The sequence below is a fragment of the Stenotrophomonas rhizophila genome (assembly GCF_003651185.1).
Taxonomy (GTDB): Bacteria; Pseudomonadota; Gammaproteobacteria; order Xanthomonadales; family Xanthomonadaceae; genus Stenotrophomonas; species Stenotrophomonas maltophilia_Z.
Genome location: NZ_RCDC01000009.1, coordinates 1 through 19294, shown reverse-complemented (window position 1 = coordinate 19294; position 19294 = coordinate 1). Strand labels below are relative to the sequence as shown.

Genomic DNA, 19294 nt, shown 5'->3' with positions numbered 1-19294 from the left:
GAGCTTCATGAGCAAGGCGAAGGCGGAAGGACGGCCGCGGTTGACCACAGGGCGCTCGGTGCCGCTGTTGGCCGTGCTGCTGGTGTTGTTGGCGGTCTGGTTCGGGTGGAGCGGTGTGCGCCAATGGCGTCAGGCGGCCGTTGGCGCCGAGCTTGAACAGTCGCGCGATCAGGTGGTCGAGGGGCTGCAGACGGCGCTGACCGGTCAGCTCGGCACGTTCGGCAAGGTGCTCAAGACCGAGCGCGTTGCCAGCGCACTGGCCAGCGGCAACGCACACGGTGCCGCCGTCGCCATCCGCGAAGGCTGGCCCGGTGTGGAAGACGTCCAGATCCTCACCGCCGATCTCGATGCGGCCTACGCCGATCCGAAGGCCTTCGGCTACTCGCGCCTGGCCCTGCTCGAGGCGGCCATCGCCGATGACAAACCCGTCGGCCGCGTGGTGCGCGATGCCGGCGGACAGCGCCTCGGCCTGGCCGCGGCGGTGGAGCTTGGCCCGCAGGGGGCGGCCGTGGTCTACGTGCGCCAGCCGCTGCTGCGGCTGACCGGCATATTCGACCAGGTTGCCGTGCCGGGCGCCGGCTATCTCGCCCTGCGCCAAGGCAATCACAACGTGATTGAACAGGGCAGCCGCGGGCTGTCCGGCGGCGCTGAAGCGCTGGCACGTCCGGTCGGCACCAGTGGCCTGCGTCTGTCTGCCGCGGTGCCGGACATCGAACCGGGCCCGTTGGGCCTCGGCGCGATCTCCAGTGCGGTTGTCGCCGTGTTGCTGCTGTTGATCGCCGTGCTGCTGGTGCTGGGCAAAGGCAAGGTGCCGTTGCCGCGCCGCCGCGGTGCTGCCGACAGTGCTGCCGACACCGGCCCGACCTTGAGCGAAAGCCTGGCCCAGGCCCCGCTCGCGGTGGCCGCCGTCGAGAACGTTGACGAAACCGCAGCGGCAACGCCGCCGCCGTCCGTGCCGGGCGAGACCGTCGCGGCCGAGATCTTCCGCGCCTACGACATCCGCGGCATCGTCGGCCGCGAGCTGACCCCCAAGGTCGCCGCCCTGATCGGCCAGGCGGTCGGCTCGGTGCTGCAGGTCCAGGGCCTGCGCGACATCGTGGTGGGCCGCGATGGTCGCCTGTCCGGCCCCGAGCTCACCGCCGGCCTGATCGAAGGCCTGCGCCGCGCCGGCTGCAACGTCACCGATATCGGCCTGGCGCCGACCCCGGTGGTGTACTTCGCCAGCTACCACCTGCGCGCCGGCAGCTGCGTGGCGGTGACCGGCAGCCACAACCCGCCGGATTACAACGGCTTCAAGATCGTGGTCGGCGGCGAAACGCTGTCCGGCGATGCGATCACCGAGCTGTACCACCGCATCCGCGATGGCCAGTTGCACGTGGCACCCGAGCCGGGCAGTTTCCAGACCCGCGACGTGAATGCCGATTACATCCAGCGCATCGCCGATGACGTGCAGCTGGATCGCCCGCTCAAGGTGGTCGCCGACGCGGGCAATGGTGTCGCCGGCGAGCTTGCCCAGCCGCTGCTGGAAGCGATCGGTGCCGAGGTCATTCCGCTGTACTGCGATGTGGACGGCACCTTCCCGAACCACCATCCGGACCCGAGCGACCCGCACAATCTGGAAGACCTGATCCAGACGGTGAAGCGCTTCGATGCGGATATCGGCCTGGCCTTCGATGGCGACGGCGACCGTCTCGGCGTGGTCACCCGCGAAGGCAGGATCATCTACGCCGATCGCCTGCTGATGCTGTTCGCCGCCGATGTACTGATGCGCAACCCGGGCGCGCTGGTGATCTACGACGTGAAGTGCAGTGGCAAGCTCTCCGATTACGTGCTGCGCAACGGTGGCAGCCCGCTGATGTGGAAGACCGGCCATTCGCTGATGAAGGCGAAGATGCGTGAAACCGACGCCGAGCTGGCGGGCGAGATGAGCGGGCACTTCTTCTTCAAGGAACGCTGGTTCGGCTTCGACGATGGCCTGTACGCCGCCGCGCGCCTGCTGGAGATCCTTGCCCAGCGCGAAGAGAGCCCCTCGGAGGTGTTGGACGAACTGCCCGACAGCGTCTCCACCCCGGAGCTGAAGGTGCCGGTGGACGCGGGTACCCCGCACGCGCTGGTGTCGTTGTTCGTGTCCTCGGTGCAGGTGGAGGAGTCGCCGTTCGCCGGCGCGCGCCTGTCCACCATCGACGGCCTGCGTGCCGACTTCCCCGATGGCTGGGGCCTGGTGCGCGCGTCCAACACGACGCCGGTGCTGGTGCTGCGTTTCGAGGCCGATGACGAGGCGGCGCTGGAGCGCATCAAGGCACTGTTCCGCGCGCAGCTGCAACCGCTGCTGCCGGGTGTGGAACTGGGCTTCTGACCCCGGGAGGGCGCATCCACGCATGGCGTGGATGCCGTTGATCACCCCTTGAACCGAAGCCCCACGCCCGGCTCGGTGAACAGATAGCGCGAATCCAGCGCCGAATCGCCCAGCTTGTGGCGCAGCTTGCCGACCAGGATCCGCAGGTAATGCGTGTCGTGCTGATGCGTCGGCCCCCAGATCTCCTGCAGGATCTGCGGCTGGGTCACCACCCGCCCGGCATTGCGCAGCAGCAGCGACAACAGCGCGTACTCCTTGCGCGTCAGCGCCACCGGCGCACCGTCCAGATGTACTTCGCGCCGCACCAGGTCGATATGCAGGTGCCCATCATCGAACTGTGGCAGCACGCCCTCGCTGGAGACCGTGCGCGAGCGCAGCAGTGCACGCACGCGCGCCATCAGCTCCTGCGTGCCGAATGGCTTGGTCACGTAGTCGTTGGCGCCGGCATCCAGCGCCCGCACCTTCTCGGTCTCGCTGGCGCGCACGGTCAACATGATCACCGGCACCTGGCTCCACTGGCGCAGCTCGCCCAGCACGTCATGGCCTTCCATGTCGGGCAGGCCGATATCCAGGATCACCAGGTCCGCCCCTTCGCCGACCAGCGCTTCCAGCCCGGCCTGGCCGGTCGCGGCCTGGGACACGCGGTAGCCCTGCGCGCGCAGGCTGATCTCCAGGAAGCGCCGGATCTGCGCTTCATCGTCGATCACCAGCACGCGCGCCGGGGGCACGCCGTGGGAAGCCTCAGGAATCGTCGTTGTCATCGGCAGGGTGGGGGTGCAGCAAGGGCAGGGTGATGCGGATCAGGGTACCGCGTCCGTCGCGCCCCGGCAGCGCCTGCACGCTGCCGCCATGCGCGCCGATCATGCCCTGGCAGATGGTCAGGCCCAGCCCGGTACCATGCCGGCCGCGGTCGCCGCGTTCCACGCTGTAGAACATGTCGAAAATGCGGGCCCGCTCGTCGTCGGGAATGCCCGGCCCGGCATCGAGCACATCGATGCGCAGTTCGCCCTCGACCAGCCGGGCCTGTACCTCCACCACCGCGCCGGGCGGAGAGAACTTGGCCGCGTTCTCCATCACGTTGAACACCGCCTGCTCGACCAGCGCCGGATGCACCCAGATCGGCGCCAGTTCAGCGGGAATATCCAGCTTCAGCAGCACGTCGGGCTGATAGCGCTGCAGGCGCCGCGCAGCCGAACCGACCAGTTCGTCCACACCGATCCAGTCGCGGTTGATCTGCAGGCCGTCATGGCCGAGCCGGGTCATGTCCAGCAGATTCTGGATGTAGCGGTCCAGGCGCTCGCCTTCGACCAGGATGGTGTCCAGCAGGGCGCGCCGGTCACTGGCATCCATTGCATCGGCGTAGCTGGAGAGGCTGTCGGCCGAGCCGATCATCGCCGCCAGCGGCGAGCGCAGGTCATGCGACACCGAGGACAGCAACGCCGAGCGCAGCCGCTCGGTCTCGTTGCTCACGTGCGCCTTCTCCAGATCCGCCACCAGCTGGGTGCGTAGCGCGGCCTGGGCGATGTCGTCCACCATCGCCTCGGCCAGCTGGCGCTGCTCCGGCGTCAGCCGCGGCGCCTCGCGCGGGAAGCGCATGCCGGCCACGCCGATCGCCCGGTCGTCGCCGTCCAGCAGCGGCAGGAACCACCAGCCCGCGCCGGCCAGCGTATCGGTGAAGCGTCCGCTGGGCTGGCCATGCCGGCGCGCCCAGTCGGCCGCGGCCAGATCGGTATCGCCCGGCGCGGCGCTGCCACTGGCGCTGGTGTACTGGCCGATGCGCAGCCACGCCGGCGCATCCATCGCCTGCTCCAGCGCCTCGCGGCCGGCCTGGGCGACCTGCTCGTTGCTCGGCGCACTGGCCAGCTGCCGGCCCAGTGCCTGGCGCGCATGCGCGTGCCGGTTGGCCGCGCGCAAGGCCACCACCTGCATGCGCAGGCGCGAGGCCAGCCGCCCGGCCACCAAGGCTGCGGCCAGGAACAGGAAGACCGTGATCACGCCCTGGCGCGCGCTGATCGCGAAGGTGAAGCGCGGCGCGATGAAGAAGAAGTTGTAGGCCAGGAAGCACAGCGCTGCGGCGATCACCGCTGCACTGGTGCGGCTGCGCGCGGCGACCATCACCACCGCCACGATGAACACCATCGAGAGGTCGTACAGCCCGATCCAGCGCTCGGCAATCAGCGCCACCAGGCAGGCGACGGCCGTGGCGCCGAGTGCCAGCAGCGCATCCTTGCCAGCACTGCGGCTCGGTATCGACAGCCCGGACCGGCGTGCCCGCGCACGCGCCTGCGGCGTGCCGATGATGGTGATCTCGAAATGCGCACCGCGCCGGATCAGCTGCTGGGTCAGCGTGCGGTTGAGCATGCGCGCCAGCGGGCGCTCCCGTGTGCGGCCCAGCACCAGCGTCGACACGCCATTGTGTGCGGCATGGTCGAGCAGGGCATCGGCAATGCTGGAGCCATGCAGCAGCTCCGCTTCACCGCCGAGGCGGCGGGCGAGGGCGAAGGCGGCATCGATCTCGCGCCGGGTCTGCTCGTCGTGCGCGCGCGCCTGCACCGTCACCACCGTCCACGGCGCATCGCGCCGCTCGGCGATGCGCCGGCCCACCCGCACCAGGTACTCACTCTGGCCGCCGCCATCGATCGCCACCAGCACCCGCCGGCGCAGTGGCAGGTTGCCTTCGCCGCGTGCGGCACGGGTTTCGCGCAGGCTGCTGTCCACGCGGTCGGCCGCTTCCTGCATCGCCAGTTCGCGCAGCGCGGTCAGGTTGGCCGGCGAGAAGAACGCCTGCAACGCCTGCGCCGCCTGCTCCGGCACGTAGACCTTGCCCTGCTGCAGCCGTTCGATCAGTTCGCGCGGCGGCAGGTCCACCAGCACGATGTCGTGCAGGCGGTCGAGCACGGCATCGGGCACGGTCTCGCTGACCCGCACCCCGGTGATCCGCATGACCACGTCATTGAGGCTTTCCAGATGCTGGATGTTGACCGTGGTCCACACATCGATGCCGGCATCCAGCAGCTCCATCACGTCCTGCCAGCGCCGCTCGTGGCGACTGCCGGGCACGTTGCGATGCGCCAGCTCGTCCACCAGCACCAGCGCCGGGTGACGTGCCAGCACCGCGTCCAGATCCATCTCGTCCAGTGCGTGCTGTTGATACTCGCGCTGCAGCAACGGCACCTGCGGCAGGCCCGCCAGCAGCGCCGAGGTCTCGGCGCGGCCGTGGGTTTCCACCAGCCCGATCACCACGTCCACGCCGCGGCGCAGCTGCTCGTGTGCGCGGGTGAGCATGCTGAAGGTCTTGCCCACGCCGGGGGCCGCACCCAGGAACACGGTGAGTTTGCCGCCCGCTTCGCGCTGCAGGCTGTCGACCAGGGCATCGGCCTGGCGCGTACGGGAGTCGCTCATGGGCTGGGATTGTGCGCCCAGGACGATACGCAGCGCATCAAGGCATCCCGTGGAGCCGGGCGCTGCCCAGCTGTCCGCCCTGCGTATCCAACGCCAGGTTCAATGTCATCACGTTCACCCGTGGCTGCCCGAACACGCCCCACTGCGGGCCCAGCGTATGCGCCTTCACCAGCGCCGCCACCTGGTCCACCGGCAGCCCACGACTGCGCGCCACGCGCGCGATCTGCACCTGCGCCGCCGCCGGCGACAGCTCCGGATCCATGCCCGCGCCGGACTGGGTCACCAGATCGCCGGGCACCTGCGCAGCGGGTACGCCCTCGCGTGTGGCGACCGCAGAGATGGCGGCCTGCACGCGCGCCTGCAGCGCCGGGTTGCTGCGCGCCATGTTGCTGCCGGCCGCCGCCATCGGGTCATAGTTGGCCGCGGACGGCCGCGCCTGGAAGTAGCCATCGCCGACGAACGGCTGGGCGATCAACTGCGAGCCGCGCACCTGCCCATCGCGGATCAGCAGGCTGCCATCGGCCTGCGCCGGAAACAGCAGCCGGCTTACGCTGGTGGTGGCCACCGCGTAAGCCAGGCCGAGCAGCAGCAGGCTGCTCACGCCGAGCACGAGGGCCGGGCGCCAGGCGCTGTCCTGCTGCAGCTGGGTAGAGGCGGCAGCGCGGCTGCGGGCCGAACGGGGAACGGACGTAGCAAGCGAGCGGTTCATGCGCCGAATACCGAGACAAGGAAGAGGTCGATCACTTTGATGGCCGCAAACGGCAGCAGCACGCCACCCAGGCCGTACACCAGCATGTTCCGGCGCAGCAGCGCGGTGGCCGTGGCCGGACGGAAGCGCACCCCGCGCAACGCCAGCGGGATCAGCGCCGGAATCACCAGGGCATTGAAGATCAGCGCCGCCAGCACCGCGTTGCGCGGGCTGGACAGGTGCATCACGTTCAACGCCGCCATCGCCGGCAGGGTCGAAGCGAACAGTGCCGGCAGGATCGCGAAGTACTTGGAGACATCGTTGGCCAGCGAGAAGGTGGTCAGCGCACCGCGCGTGATCAGCTGCTGCTTGCCCACTTCCACCACCGCCAGCAGCTTGGCCGGATCCGAATCCAGATCGACCATGTTGCCGGCTTCCTTGGCGGCCTGGGTACCGGAGTTCATCGCCAGGCCGATGTCGGCCTGGGCCAGTGCCGGTGCATCGTTGGTGCCGTCGCCGACCATCGCGACCAGGCGGCCGCCGGCCTGCTCGGCGCGGATGCGGGCGAGCTTGTCTTCCGGGCGTGCCTCGGCAATGTAGTCGTCCACACCGGCCTCGGCCGCGATCGCGGCGGCGGTCAGCGGGTTATCGCCGGTGATCATCACCGTGCGGATGCCCATCGCCCGCAGCTGCGCGAACTTCTCGCGCATGCCGTGCTTGACCACGTCCGACAGCTCGATCACGCCCAGCACGTGGCGGCCTTCGCACACCACCAGCGGGGTGGCACCATTGCGCGCCACCTGCTCCACGCGGCCGGGCAGCTCCGACGGCACCGTGCCGCCCAGCTCACGCACATACGCGGTGATCGCATCGGAGGCGCCCTTGCGGATGCGGCGCCCCCCGTCCAGATCCACACCGGACATGCGGGTCTGCGCACTGAAGGCCAGATAGTCCGCACGGTCCGGCTCGGCCGTGGTGCAGCCCTGCTCCCGCGCGAGACGCACGACCGATTTGCCTTCCGGAGTCGGGTCGGCCAGCGAGGACAGCAGTGCCGCTTCGCGCAGATGGCTGGCGTCGATACCGGCAAGGGCATGGAAATGCGTGGCTTGGCGGTCGCCGTAGGTGATGGTGCCGGTCTTGTCGAGCAGCAGCACGTCCACATCGCCAGCCACTTCCACCGCCTTGCCGGACTTGGCCAACACGTTGGCGGCCAGCGCACGGTTCATGCCGGCGATGCCGATCGCCGGCAGCAGGCCGCCGATGGTGGTGGGGATCAAACACACCAGCAGCGCGATCAGCAGCAGCGGATCGACCTGCACGCCAACGAACGCCCCGATCGCCGGCAGCGTCGCCACCACCACCAGGAAGGTCAGCGTCATCGCCGCCAGCAGCAGGGTCAGGGCGACCTCGTTCGGGGTCTTCTGGCGGTTGGCGCCTTCCACCAGCGCGATCATCCGGTCCAGGAAGCTGTGGCCGGGCTCGGCGGTGATGCGCACGATGATCTGGTCGGAAAGCACCTTGGTGCCACCGATCACGCCACTGCGGTCGGTGCCGGCCTCGCGCAGCACGGGCGCCGATTCACCGGTCACGGCGGCTTCGTTGATCGTGGCCAGGCCCTGCACGATCTCGCCATCGGCCGGGATCAACTCACCGGCACTGACAATCACATGGTCGCCCGGGCGCAGTTCGGCCGCCGGGACCTGGGTCTCGCTGGCACCGGCATGCGCGGCGGCGAGCCGGCGCGCACTGAGGTCCTGGCGGGCCCGCCGCAGCGAGGCGGCCTGGCCACGGCCACGCGCTTCGGCGACGGCCTCGGCGAAGTTGCCGAACAGGACGGTCAGCAGCAGGATCGCGGTGACCGCCAGGCCGAAGCCCAGCGGCGCATTGCCGGTCAGCGTCACCAGCGCGCTCACCACCGTGCCGACCATGACCACCGCCATCACCGGGCTGTGCAGCAGGTGCCGCGGCGAGAGCTTGATCACGGCATCGCGCAGGGCACGGCGCCAGCCGGCGCCATCCAGCAGGCGCTGGCGGCGGTGGGAAGAAACGTTCAACGGATACGTACTCATGGGAGGCGGTCTCAGTGCAGCGTCAGCGACAGGTGGTCGGCCACCGGGCCAAGGACCAGTGCCGGCATGAACTGCAATACGGTGAGGATGACGATCAGCGCGATCAGGGTCAGCGCGAAGGTCGGGGTTTCGATCTGCAGCGTGCCGGCCGATTCCGGCGCCCGCCGCTTGGCCGCCAGCTGCGCGGCCACGATCAACGGGATCACCAGCACGGGGTAGCGGCCCAGCAGCAGCATCAGGGTGCAGCTCAGGTTCCACCACACCGTGGCATCGCCGAGGCCCTCAAAGCCCGAGCCGTTGTTGGCGAACGCCGAGGTGTACTCGTAGAACACCTGGCTGATGCCGTGGAAGCCGGGGTTGGAGGTGCCGGTGATCGACGGGATCGCCAAGGTCAGCGCGGTGAAGCCCAGGATGGTGATCGGCTGCAGCAGCACCAGCAGCGCGAGCAGGCGCACCTGCGGCGTTTCCAGTTTGCGGCCGAACAGTTCCGGGGTACGGCCGGTCATCAGGCCGGCCAGGAATACGCCCAGCAACAGGTACACGATGAACTGCTGCAGGCCGCAGCCGATGCCGCCCCAGATCGCGTTGACCAGCATGTTGACCATCGGCACGGCACCGGCCAGCGGGCTGAGCGAGTCATGCATGCCGTTGACCGAACCGTTCGACACCTGGGTGGTGACCGCGGCCCACAACCCCGTGCCATCGGCACCGAAGCGCACTTCCTTGCCCTCCATCAGCAGCGGGCTGGCGGCGGTGGCCGAGTGACCCTCCAGCCACACGGTGGCGGCGATCGACACGCTGGACATCGCCAGCATGCAGCCGAACACCAGCCCGGCCAGGCGCTTGCGTCCGGTAAATGCGCCGAGCATGAAGATCACCGCGATCGGGATCAGCAGGATGCCGATCAGTTCCAGCGCATTGGACAGCGGGGTCGGGTTCTCCAGCGGCATCGCGCTGTTCGGGCCGTACCAGCCACCGCCGTTGGTGCCCAGCTGCTTGGCCGCGACCATCGCCGCGACCGGGCCGAGCGGAATCTTCTGCGTCTCCATGCCGGCCGCGGCATCGATCGGCGTGGCCTGCGGACCACCGGCGAGCGTGGCGGGCACGCCCTGGCTGGTCAGCAGCACCGCCCACAGCAGGCACAGCGGTAGCATGAAGCGCACGCACGCGCGCACCACATCGGCGTAGTAGTTGCCCACATCGACACGGCGGTCCGCACTGAGCAGCGCGGCCTGGTCGGCCGGCACGTCCTCGGGGCGCGCACTGAACAGCGCGCGCAGGGTGGCCACCACCAGCGCCAGGCCCATCATCGGCGTCACCACCTGCAGGCCGGTGATCGCGGTCATCTGCGAGAAGTAGGACAGCTGCGCCTGGCCGGAATAGTGCTGCTGGTTGGTGTTGGTCAGGAACGACACCATCGTGTGCAGCGCGGTATCCCAGCGCAGGTTGGGGATCTGGTCGGGATTGAACGGCAGCCAGGCCTGGGTCATGAAGACCGCCTGTACCAGCACCGCGATCACCACGTTGCTGAGCAGGAAGGCGCCCACGTAGCCACGCCAGGACATGCCGCGCGCCGGGTTCACCCCGAGCAGCCGGTACAGCGGTTTTTCAATCCACCCGAACAGCGCGTCGCCGCGCATCGGCCCACCGCGCATCACCCGGGCCAGGTACAGCCCCAGCGGAAAGGCCAGCACGATGCTGGCCAGCAGGATCAACAGGATCTCGGTCATGGTCGGCTCCGGTCAGAAGGTTTCGGGCCGAAGCACGACGTACAGCAGATAGGCGGCGGCAACGAGCACCAACACACCGCACAGCAGGGAAAGCCAGGCAGACATGGTCGTGGCCTCAAACGCGGGAAAGGGAGCGCGCGGTGCACGGGGCACCGGCGGGGAAGACAGGCATATACGGGCTCATGGGACGTCCAGGTGGAACCACTCCACGTCAGGCGCTCATGGTCTGCCTGCCCGGCATAAACGCTCCACGCCCGAAACCCGCGACTCCCGTAAAAAGTGCATAAAAAGGTGCGTCTGTGGTGCGAACGTTACGCCCCGCAGCGACCGGCAGGCCCCTCGGCAAATGTCCCCCCGGCCGCCGCCCGACCAACCCACCGCCCCCGCGTCCGGAACAGTTCACAGCAAGCTTCATGCCCGCGACGCGGAGCGTAGAAAAACCAAAAAGGCGGCCCAAAAGGCCGCCTTCGTTTCAACGCAATCGCACATCCACCCTTACCCGCGCGGATCGCTCCCCACACCCTTCAACAACCGATAGCGCTGCAGCGTGCTCTCGATCTCCACATCCAGCGCCCGGCGCTGCTGCTCGAACGAGGCCTGCATGCGCCGCTGCGCCACCAGCTCGGCATGCCGCTCACGGATGCGCTCGGCCTGCTTGTCCGGCACCGGCTGGCCATCCAGCTCGCGGTTGCCCGCAGTGGCCAGCAGGGTGACCAGCGCATCACGCACGCTGGCCACGTTGTAACTGGCGGTGTGGATGTTGTTGTCCAGGATCCCGCTGCGCTCGGCGAACACCCGGCGCAGCTCGTCCTCGTTTTCATACGTGGCCAGCATCGCCTGCTCGGTGCGCTGGCGGGTCTGCTCGGCGGCGAGGTCCAGGCGTTGCTGCGCGGCCTGCGCAGCGGCATCGGCGCGCTCTTCGTCGGTCAACGCGCGCTGCACTTCACCACTGCGCATGCCGCTGCGCAGGTTGAACTCCTCGCGCGCGCTGTTCACCGCCTCCTGGGGCAGGGCATCACTGCAGATCCGCTCGCTGCCCTTGTTCCAGCAGTACAGCTTCTTCGGCGTCGCATCAGCCGTGCGCTTCTGCGCCTGGGCAGGCAACAGCGGCACGGCCAGCAACAGGCCGACAACGGTGAACGTGGCAAACCTGGACATGGTGAAAGCCCCCTGCTCTCAACGCGTAGGACGGCTGCCGTAGCGGGAACGATAGTCCTCCAGCGGCTGCCGGTAGCCGACAAGTTCCGGATTTCCGGAGGCAAAATCAAGCAGGTCGGCCAGCGTGGCCACGGCGACCACCGGAATGCCGGCTTCTTCGGCCACGGCCTGCGCGGCCGAACGGCGGTCGGTTTCCGAGGCGATCTCCTGGCGGTCCAGTGCGACCACGATGCCGGCCGGGGTGCCACCGGCGCCCTTGATGATCGCCAGCGCTTCGCGGATCGCGGTGCCAGCGGTGATCACGTCATCCACGATCAGCACGCGCTTACCGTTCATGTCGGCGCCGATCAGGTTGCCGCCTTCGCCGTGGTCCTTGGCTTCCTTGCGGTTGAACGACAGCGGCAGGTCGCGGCCGCGTTGGGCGAACTCACAGGCGGTCGCGGTGGCCAGCGGAATGCCCTTGTAGGCCGGGCCGAACACGACGTCGAACTTCAGCCCGGTCGCTTCCACGGCATCGGCGTAGCACGCCGCCAGCTGGGACATCCGCGCGCCGGAATCGAACCGGCCGGCATTGAAGAAATAGGGGCTCAGACGGCCGGACTTCAGGGTGAACTGGCCGAAACGCAGGGCATCGGCGGTCAGGGCCAGTTGCAGGAAACGGTGGCGATGGTCGCTCATCAAGACTCAATTCAATTCATTTGGAGCGCAAATCCTAATGCATGCCCGCACTTTTCCGCTCGCCGGCACCTGCGGCCCGGTGTCGCACGGGTTGGCGAGACGGCATCGTCAGGTGCCCGCGGGCGGCAATCGCGTCCGTTTCCAGCCAGCCCCTGCAAGGGCCGAAACGGTATGCTCTTGCCGGTATCGTTCCAGACCCGGGTCAGCATGCGCATCATCAGTTTCAACGCCAATGGCATCCGTTCCGCCGCCACCAAGGGCTTTCTCGAGTGGTTCCGCGCCCAGGACGCCGATGTCCTGTGCATCCAGGAAACCAAGGCCCAGGAAGACCAGCTGACCGACCCGATGTTCCGCCCGGACGGCCATCACTGCTTCTACCGCGATGCCATCACCAAGAAGGGCTACAGCGGCGTGGCGATCTACAGCAAGCGCGAGCCGGACCAGGTGATCACCTCGCTGGGCTGGGCCCCGTTCGACGATGAAGGCCGCTACATCGAGGCCCGCTACGGCAACCTCAGTGTGGTCTCCTTCTATATCCCCTCGGGCAGCTCGGGCGATCTGCGCCAGGGCTTCAAGTACGAAGTGATGGAGTGGCTGCGCCCGATCCTGGCCGGGTGGCTGGCCAGCGGCCGCGACTACGTCCTGTGCGGCGACTGGAACATCGTGCGCTCCGCGCTGGACATCAAGAACTGGAAATCCAACCAGAAGAACTCCGGCTGCCTGCCGCCCGAGCGCGACTGGCTCAACGGCCAGTGCGTGGACGCCGACCAGGCGCTGGATATCGCCGCCGGCCAAGGCTGGACGGATGCCTACCGCCTGCTGCACCCGCAGGGTGAGGACTACACATGGTGGAGCAACCGCGGCCAGGCGCGCGCCAACAATGTCGGCTGGCGCATCGATTACCAGTTCGTCAGCCCGGGCCTGCGCGACCGTCTGAGCAGCTGCTCGGTCTACCGCGATGAGCGCTTCTCCGACCATGCCCCGTTCACGGTGGACTACGCCCCATGACCGAGGCGGTCGAGCCGTTGTCCTACAAGGGCTGGGCGGGGATCAAGCGTGCCTTCGGCACGCCCTCGGCGCTGACGATGGCCTTCCTCGGCTTCGGCAGCGGCCTGCCGTTCCTGCTGATCGCCTCGCAGACCCTCTCCACCCGGCTGCGTGATGTCGGCCTGGACTTGGGCAGCATCGGCCTGATCAGCCTGGCCAGCTTCTTCTATCTGATGAAGTTCGTCTGGGCGCCGCTGATCGACCGCTACGCATTTCCGCTGATCGGCTTCCTGGGCCGGCGCCGTTCCTGGCTGCTCGCCTCGCAGATCGCGGTCACCGGCGGGTTGTTCGCGCTGGCGTTCGTCCGCCCCGAACTCGGCGTCACGCCACTGGTCCTGTGGGTGCTGGTGGCTTCGTTCGCCGGTGCCACCCAGGATTCGGTGGTCGACGCCTACCGCATCGAGATCGCGCCGGAGAGCGCCCAGGCGGCACTCGCCGCGACCTACACGCTGGGCTATCGCATCGGCCTGATCCTGGCCGGCGCGGGCGCGTTGTACCTGGCCCAGTTCGAGAGCTGGATCGTGGCGTACCTGGCCATGGCCGCCTTGATGATCCTGCCGATCATCACCACGCTGCTGTGCCGCGAGCCGGAGCAGCCGGAAGTGCGCATCCAGCGCCGGATCGATTTCTTCGGCGCGTTCTGGCAGCCGATCGCCAGCTTCTTCAGCACCAACGGTGTGGTGCTGGCGCTGGTGCTGCTGGCCTTCGTCGGGCTCTACAAGTTCCCGGATCAGGTGATCGGGGTGATGGCCGGTCCGTTCTATCTGGATTCGGGCTTCACCAAGGCCGATATCGCTACCGTCTCCAAGCTGTTCGGGGTGTGGATGGGCATCGGCGGTGCCTTCCTCGGTGGCATCGCGGTGGCCGCGTTCGGCTTCCGCCGCATGCTGCTGGTCGCCGCGCTGGGCGTGGCGCTGTCCAACCTGGCGTTCCTGCTGATGGCGCACAACCCGGGCCAGCTGTGGGCGTTCTATGCGGCGCTGAGTGCGGACAACCTGTTCCAGGGCTTTGCCGGCACCGTGCTGGTCGCCTTCATGTCCTCGCTGACCGACCGCAACTTCACTGCCACCCAGTACGCGCTGCTGGTCTCGCTGGCCAACCTGCCGGGCAAGTTCGTCGGCGGCGTCTCCGGTTACATCGTGGAGGCGAGCTCCTACAGCACCTTCTTCATCCTCAGCGCCACCACGGTCATCCCGACCCTGCTGCTGCTGATCTGGCTGTGGCCACGGATCCGGGACCGCAGCACGGCCTGACGGGTTTGCGTGCCGGCAGGGCCTGATGGATCATGCCGGCACAGTGACCGCGGGGATGGCGGCGCGCCAACGGGGAGAACGATGGCTGATCTACTGCTGCGGGAGGTGGACCCGCTGTTGCTGGAACGTATCCGCCGCATTGCGGTTGCGCGCGGCTGGACCCGTGAGGACGCCTGCGTGGCGCTGCTGGAGCAAGGCCTGTTCGCCAGCGAACTGGAGGTCCGCAGCGGCTTCCACGATCCCGAGGTCGACGCGCTGGCCGATGCCATCGCCGCCCTGCAGGCGTTGCCGGACGCGCAAGGGCTGTAACGGCCCGCCACTGCTGCCCGGCGCAGGCGTGATCACGGTGCACCCCGCGGCGCCCGGCACCGCGCCACCTCAGGCGGGATGGATCGCCCCCAGAATCCGGGGTCCGCGCGCACCACTCACGCTCGGCAGATTGCCCGGCAGCCCGGCCAGCGTGCGCTGTGCCAACCACGCAAACCCCATCGCCTCCAGATAATCCGGATCCAGCCCGTGCACCGCGCTGGACTCGATCACCACGCCCGGCAGGCGCGCGCCGAGGCGCCGCAGCAGCTGCGGATTGCGCACGCCACCGCCGCAGACCAGCACCCGCCTCGCGCCCGGAAGGTGCGCCAGCAGCGCATCGGCCACGGTGGCGGCCGTCAGTTCCAGCAGGGTTGCCTGCACATCCGCGCCGGACACCTGCCCCTCGCCCAGCTGCGCCTGCGCCCAGTCCAGGTGGAACTGCTCGCGCCCGGTGCTCTTCGGCGGCGGCAACGCAAACCAGGGATCGGCCAGCCAGCGGGCCAGCAGCGCCGCATCGACCTGGCCACTGGCCGCGAACGCGCCATCGGCATCGAACGGTTCGCCGCGATGGCGCTGGCACCAGGCATCCATCAGCGCATTGGCCGGGCCGGTATCGAAGCCGCGCGGTGTCCCGTCGCGCGGGATCAGGGTGAGATTGCCGATGCCGCCCAGGTTGAGCACGGCGCGGTCTTCATCGCTGTCGCCCAGCATCGCCAGGTGGAAGGCCGGCATCAGCGGCGCGCCATGCCCGCCAGCGGCGACATCGCGGCGGCGGAAATCGGCCACGGTGGTGATGCCGGTCAATTCGGCGATGCGGTTGGCATCGCCGATCTGCATCGTGAAGGCTGGATCAGCCAGCGGCCGATGGCGCACCGTCTGCCCATGCGAGCCGATCGCCTGCACCTGGGTGCGGTCGATGCGCGCGCTGTCCAACAGGCGGTTGGCGGCCGCGGCGAAGGTGATCCCGACCTGGGCATCAAGGCGGCCCAGTGCATCAAGCGAGGTGATGGTGCCGCCTTCCCCCAGCGCGATCAGCTCGGCGCGGATGGCCGGATCCCAGTCGTGGGTCAGGCCTTGGACAAAGCGGCAGCCGCCCTCGGCGGGGAACTGCACCAGCGCGGCATCGATGCCGTCGGCGCTGGTGCCGGACATCAGGCCCAGGTAGAGCGGGGTGGTGGGATCAACAGCAGAGGTCATGGCCAGGCGGTCCAACGGGTTGCGTGCAGCTTCCGCGCAACCCGTTGCCGCCGTCAATCGCAGCGATCAGCCGCGGTTGGATTTGACCGGCTTGCCGGCCTTCGCCGTGGCCGTATCGGTGGCCTTGGCATCCGGTGCCGGGCTGGCATCGGCGTAGATCAGCTTCTCCATGCCCTGGATCCGCGCCAGCGCGGGGGCGGTCTGGGCACGGAAGGCAGCCAGCTCGGCGCCCTGCAGCGGCTCCGGCGGCGGCATCGTCACCGACAGCGGATTGCGGTGCACGCCGTTGACGCGGAATTCGTAGTGAAGGTGCGGGCCGGTGGCCATGCCGGTCGAGCCCACGTAGCCGATCACGGTGCCCTGGGCCACGCGCTGGCCAGTCTTGATCTTGCCGAACCGCGACATATGCCCGTACAGGGTGGTGTGGCCGCGGCCATGATCCAGGATCACCACGTTGCCGTAACCGCGCTGGGTCCCGGCGAACTGCACGCGGGCATCGCCGGCGGCCATGATCGGGGTGCCGGTACGCGCGGCGTAGTCCACGCCCTTGTGCATGCGCATCTTGCCCAGCACCGGGTGCTTGCGCGCGCCGAAGCTCGAGCTCAAGCGCGCGAACTGGATCGGCATGCGGATGAAGCTCTTCTTCAGCGGGCGGCCGCTGGCATCGAAGTACTCCGATTTGCCGTTGCGGTCGAAGCGGAAGCCGCTGTAGGTCTTGCCGCCCGAGCTGAAGGTCGCCGCGAGGATCTTGCTGGTGTCCACCTTCTCGCCTTCGCGCCAGGTTTCATCCAGCACCACGCTGAAGCGGTCGCCCGGCTGCAGGTCCTTGGAGAAGTCGATGTCGTACTTGAAGATTTCGTCGGTCATCGTGGCAATCGCCGAGGGCGACAACCCCGCCTTGCGCGCGGCGGCATACAGGGAGCTGGTGATCTCGCCACTGGCGACCACGCGGCGGGTCGAGCTCTCGCGCTTACTCACCGTTTCGGTGATCTTGTCGCCAGCCAGGGACAGCTCCACGCGGTTGTCGGCATCGCGGTCGAAGCGGATCGTGCGCAGCTCACCGGACAGCGGCAGGTCGAAGGCGATCTCCGCACCCGGGCGCAGCTTGGTCAGCGATTCGCGCACACCGGGGTGCTCCAGCACCTGGTGCATCACCGTGGCCGGGATGCCGGCTTGGTCGAACAGATTGCTCAGGGTCTGGCCGCGCTGCACGCGCAGCACCTGCCAGCTGTCGCCCGGGGTCTGCTGCTGGCGTTCCAGCGACAGCGGCGGCAACGGCAGCGCCAAGGTCGAATGGCTGACCGAGTAGGGCGAATCGATGGTGTGCGAGAAGCCGGGGACGATCGTGGCCACCAGGGCGCCGATGGTGGCGAACAGGCTGGCGTGCATCCAGTGGCGGCGGGTCCAGCGCTGGTTGAAGGCCGCGGGAAGATGCTGTTTGAGCTTCCGATGGAGGGCGGTGTCGTGGAGGACGTTGAGACGTTCCTTGAAGCGCTGCTTGCGCGCGCGGCCTTGATCGGAATTGAGCATCGTCGGTCTGTTCCTGGCTGGCCCGGGAGCGCGGGCCCAAACGTCGGTAACATAGACAGGTATAAATACCGCGTCAAACCCTTGTGCCTATTGGCTTTTGTGAAGCACCTGCGGTTAACTTGTACTTAACGTCATTCATATAAATAAGGCATTGCCGGGAGTTGTCACGTGTCCTCGATTGAAGAAGCCATTGCCCTGATCGGGCGAGGCGCCGATGAGATCCTCAAATCCGACGAACTGCGCCAGCGTCTGGAAAGCGGCCGTCCGCTGCGGGTCAAGGCCGGCTTCGACCCCACCGCACCGGACCTGCACCTGGGCCACACCGTGCTGTTGAACAAGTTGCGCCAGTTCCAGGACCTCGGCCACCAGGTGATCTTCCTGATCGGCGACTTCACCGGGATGATCGGCGACCCCTCGGGCAAGAACGTCACCCGCAAGCCGCTCACCAAGGAAGATGTGCTGGCCAACGCGCGTACCTATGAAGACCAGGTCTTCAAGGTGCTGGACCGCGAAAAGACCGAAGTGCGCTTCAATTCGGAGTGGTTCGGCAAGATGGCCGCCGCCGACATGATCCGCCTGGCTGGCCAGCACACCGTGGCGCGCATGCTCGAGCGCGACGACTTCGCCAAGCGCTATGCCGCCCAGCAGTCCATTGCCCTGCATGAGTTCCTGTACCCGCTGGTGCAGGGTTACGACTCGGTCGCGCTGGAAGCGGACGTTGAACTGGGCGGTACCGACCAGAAGTTCAACCTGCTGATGGGCCGTGGCCTGCAGGAGCACTACGGGCAGAAGCCGCAGATCGTGTTGACCATGCCGTTGCTGGAAGGCTTGGACGGTGTGGCCAAGATGTCCAAGTCGCTCAACAACTATATTGGTATCAGCGAACCGGCCATCGACATCGTCACCAAGACGATGAAGATCGGCGACGACCTGATGTGGCGCTGGATCGAGCTGCTCTCCTTTGATATCAGCCAGGCCGAGGCCAAGGCCCTGCGTGAGCAGGTCCAGGCGGGCGGGTTGAACCCGCGCGAGGTGAAGCTGCGCCTGGCCCGTGAGCTGACCACCCGCTTCCATGATGCGGCGGCGGCCGAACAGGCCATCGCCGGTTGGAATGCCGCGGTGACCGGGCAGGGCGATGTGACCCTGCTGCCGCTGCAGGAAGTGACCATCCCGGCCGAAGGCCTGCGTATTGGTGCCCTGCTGACGGCTGCCGGCCTCACCCCGAGCAACTCCGAAGCCTCCCGCAAGCTCAAAGAGCGTGCGGTGAAGGTGGATGGCGAGGTGGTGGAGGATGCCCAGCAGGTGTTCGTGCCCGGTTTCGAAGGCCTGCTGCAGGTTGGCAAGCGCACCTTCGCACGCGTGTTGCTGGTCGCGGCCTAAGTGGCACAAGGGGTTCGGGCGATCCGGACCCCTTCCAGCATGAATGTGGGAGAGACGACGTGAAAAAATGTCGTCCACCCCCTTCACAAACGACCCGGATAGGGACATACTTTCCCTCCCCCGACGCAGGGGCCACCGCAAGGCGGCAACCGCGAAGGAACAGGACTTCAACTGCTTCGAAAGAAGGTGTTGACGGAAACGAAAAGCCTGACATAATAGGCGGCTCGCAACGACGAAAGCCTCTGAGGCGAACGACGAAGCGGCATCGGCAACAACGGTTCACTTCGGTGAAGCGGCCTTGAAAAAAGGTGTTGACGAAGCAGATAAGCCGGTCTATAATGGGCGGCTCGCAACGACGGAAACGTCGGGGCACACGGAAGAAGGCGCTGAGGCCGATTCCAAAGTTCTTTGACAGTATGCGCAGGTATCTTGTGAAGGCGCCTGCAGGAAGGATGTATGTCCATCTTGCAGACGTTTGATCAAGCAACATATCAATT

15 protein-coding genes are annotated in these 19294 nt (G+C 67.7%); 5 read left to right on the top strand and 10 right to left on the bottom strand.

Annotated elements, in window-relative coordinates:
- Nucleotides 1-7: 7 nt before the first annotated feature.
- Nucleotides 8-2356 (top strand): phosphomannomutase/phosphoglucomutase, encoded by a 2349-nt coding sequence (locus tag BCL79_RS20535; protein WP_121044090.1) that lies wholly within the window; start codon nucleotides 8-10, stop codon nucleotides 2354-2356.
- Between the two features lie 41 nt (nucleotides 2357-2397).
- Here the strand turns inward: BCL79_RS20535 and BCL79_RS18805 are convergent, their stop codons facing one another.
- The 8 genes from BCL79_RS18805 to pyrE all read right to left on the bottom strand — a co-directional run bounded on the left by BCL79_RS18805 (nucleotide 2398) and on the right by pyrE (nucleotide 12081).
- On the bottom strand, nucleotides 2398-3117 hold the full coding sequence (locus BCL79_RS18805) for a response regulator transcription factor (protein WP_121044087.1): 720 nt from the start codon (nucleotides 3115-3117) through the stop codon (nucleotides 2398-2400).
- A complete protein-coding gene (locus tag BCL79_RS18800; protein ID WP_121044084.1) occupies nucleotides 3098-5758 on the bottom strand; it encodes a sensor histidine kinase in 2661 nt (886 codons plus the stop codon). Before BCL79_RS18800 ends, BCL79_RS18805 begins: the two co-directional genes overlap by 20 nt.
- Nucleotides 5759-5795: 37 nt before the next feature.
- On the bottom strand, nucleotides 5796-6467 hold the full coding sequence (gene kdpC / locus BCL79_RS18795; protein ID WP_121044081.1) for a potassium-transporting ATPase subunit KdpC: 672 nt from the start codon (nucleotides 6465-6467) through the stop codon (nucleotides 5796-5798).
- Entirely contained in the window at nucleotides 6464-8515 is a 2052-nt protein-coding gene (gene kdpB, locus BCL79_RS18790; protein ID WP_121044078.1) for a potassium-transporting ATPase subunit KdpB, read from the bottom strand. Before kdpB ends, kdpC begins: the two co-directional genes overlap by 4 nt.
- A gap of 11 nt (nucleotides 8516-8526) precedes the next feature.
- Nucleotides 8527-10245, bottom strand: coding sequence for a potassium-transporting ATPase subunit KdpA (kdpA, locus tag BCL79_RS18785; protein ID WP_121044075.1), 1719 nt, complete (start codon nucleotides 10243-10245; stop codon nucleotides 8527-8529).
- Between the two features lie 12 nt (nucleotides 10246-10257).
- Nucleotides 10258-10350, bottom strand: coding sequence for a potassium-transporting ATPase subunit F (locus BCL79_RS18780; RefSeq protein WP_019183961.1), 93 nt, complete (start codon nucleotides 10348-10350; stop codon nucleotides 10258-10260).
- A gap of 390 nt (nucleotides 10351-10740) precedes the next feature.
- Nucleotides 10741-11403 carry a hypothetical protein gene (locus BCL79_RS18775; RefSeq protein ID WP_121044072.1) on the bottom strand — a complete coding sequence of 221 codons (663 nt, stop codon included), beginning with the start codon at nucleotides 11401-11403 and terminating at the stop codon, nucleotides 10741-10743.
- Between the two features lie 18 nt (nucleotides 11404-11421).
- Nucleotides 11422-12081, bottom strand: a complete 660-nt coding sequence (pyrE, locus tag BCL79_RS18770; RefSeq protein ID WP_046272987.1) for an orotate phosphoribosyltransferase — start codon at nucleotides 12079-12081, stop codon at nucleotides 11422-11424.
- A gap of 207 nt (nucleotides 12082-12288) precedes the next feature.
- Here pyrE and BCL79_RS18765 point away from each other — a divergent pair, with 207 nt between their 5' ends.
- The 3 genes from BCL79_RS18765 (at nucleotide 12289) to BCL79_RS18755 (ending at nucleotide 14690) form a co-directional block, all read left to right on the top strand.
- On the top strand, nucleotides 12289-13089 hold the full coding sequence (locus tag BCL79_RS18765; RefSeq protein WP_121044505.1) for an exodeoxyribonuclease III: 801 nt from the start codon (nucleotides 12289-12291) through the stop codon (nucleotides 13087-13089).
- On the top strand, nucleotides 13086-14381 hold the full coding sequence (locus BCL79_RS18760) for an AmpG family muropeptide MFS transporter (protein WP_121044068.1): 1296 nt from the start codon (nucleotides 13086-13088) through the stop codon (nucleotides 14379-14381). The genes BCL79_RS18765 and BCL79_RS18760 overlap by 4 nt, the downstream gene beginning before the upstream one ends.
- Before the next feature lie 81 nt (nucleotides 14382-14462).
- Nucleotides 14463-14690: a hypothetical protein gene (locus tag BCL79_RS18755; RefSeq protein WP_121044065.1), complete on the top strand. Its 228-nt coding sequence runs from the start codon at nucleotides 14463-14465 to the stop codon at nucleotides 14688-14690.
- 69 nt (nucleotides 14691-14759) lie between these two features.
- Here the strand turns inward: BCL79_RS18755 and BCL79_RS18750 are convergent, their stop codons facing one another.
- Both BCL79_RS18750 and BCL79_RS18745 read right to left on the bottom strand, forming a co-directional pair.
- Nucleotides 14760-15887 carry an anhydro-N-acetylmuramic acid kinase gene (locus BCL79_RS18750; RefSeq protein ID WP_121044502.1) on the bottom strand — a complete coding sequence of 376 codons (1128 nt, stop codon included), beginning with the start codon at nucleotides 15885-15887 and terminating at the stop codon, nucleotides 14760-14762.
- A gap of 66 nt (nucleotides 15888-15953) precedes the next feature.
- The gene (locus BCL79_RS18745) at nucleotides 15954-17417 is read right to left on the bottom strand and encodes a M23 family metallopeptidase (RefSeq protein WP_121044062.1); all 1464 of its coding nucleotides are present in this window, start codon (nucleotides 17415-17417) and stop codon (nucleotides 15954-15956) included.
- A 168-nt stretch (nucleotides 17418-17585) separates the two neighbouring features.
- On the opposite strand from BCL79_RS18745, the gene tyrS reads away from it, so the two are divergent.
- On the top strand, nucleotides 17586-18797 hold the full coding sequence (gene tyrS, locus BCL79_RS18740; RefSeq protein WP_121044059.1) for a tyrosine--tRNA ligase: 1212 nt from the start codon (nucleotides 17586-17588) through the stop codon (nucleotides 18795-18797).
- Nucleotides 18798-19294 lie beyond the last annotated feature (497 nt).

Excerpts from the sequence above, each read along its gene's own strand:
- BCL79_RS20535 (WP_121044090.1), top strand. The coding sequence starts at position 8 with ATGAGCAAGGCGAAGGCGGAAGGACGGCCGCGGTTGACCACAGGGCGC.
- BCL79_RS18805 (WP_121044087.1), bottom strand. The coding sequence starts at position 3,117 with ATGACAACGACGATTCCTGAGGCTTCCCACGGCGTGCCCCCGGCGCGC.
- BCL79_RS18800 (WP_121044084.1), bottom strand. The coding sequence starts at position 5,758 with ATGAGCGACTCCCGTACGCGCCAGGCCGATGCCCTGGTCGACAGCCTG.
- kdpC (WP_121044081.1), bottom strand. The coding sequence starts at position 6,467 with ATGAACCGCTCGCTTGCTACGTCCGTTCCCCGTTCGGCCCGCAGCCGC.
- kdpB (WP_121044078.1), bottom strand. The coding sequence starts at position 8,515 with ATGAGTACGTATCCGTTGAACGTTTCTTCCCACCGCCGCCAGCGCCTG.
- kdpA (WP_121044075.1), bottom strand. The coding sequence starts at position 10,245 with ATGACCGAGATCCTGTTGATCCTGCTGGCCAGCATCGTGCTGGCCTTT.
- BCL79_RS18780 (WP_019183961.1), bottom strand. The coding sequence starts at position 10,350 with ATGTCTGCCTGGCTTTCCCTGCTGTGCGGTGTGTTGGTGCTCGTTGCC.
- BCL79_RS18775 (WP_121044072.1), bottom strand. The coding sequence starts at position 11,403 with ATGTCCAGGTTTGCCACGTTCACCGTTGTCGGCCTGTTGCTGGCCGTG.
- pyrE (WP_046272987.1), bottom strand. The coding sequence starts at position 12,081 with ATGAGCGACCATCGCCACCGTTTCCTGCAACTGGCCCTGACCGCCGAT.
- BCL79_RS18765 (WP_121044505.1), top strand. The coding sequence starts at position 12,289 with ATGCGCATCATCAGTTTCAACGCCAATGGCATCCGTTCCGCCGCCACC.
- BCL79_RS18760 (WP_121044068.1), top strand. The coding sequence starts at position 13,086 with ATGACCGAGGCGGTCGAGCCGTTGTCCTACAAGGGCTGGGCGGGGATC.
- BCL79_RS18755 (WP_121044065.1), top strand. The coding sequence starts at position 14,463 with ATGGCTGATCTACTGCTGCGGGAGGTGGACCCGCTGTTGCTGGAACGT.
- BCL79_RS18750 (WP_121044502.1), bottom strand. The coding sequence starts at position 15,887 with ATGACCTCTGCTGTTGATCCCACCACCCCGCTCTACCTGGGCCTGATG.
- BCL79_RS18745 (WP_121044062.1), bottom strand. The coding sequence starts at position 17,417 with ATGCTCAATTCCGATCAAGGCCGCGCGCGCAAGCAGCGCTTCAAGGAA.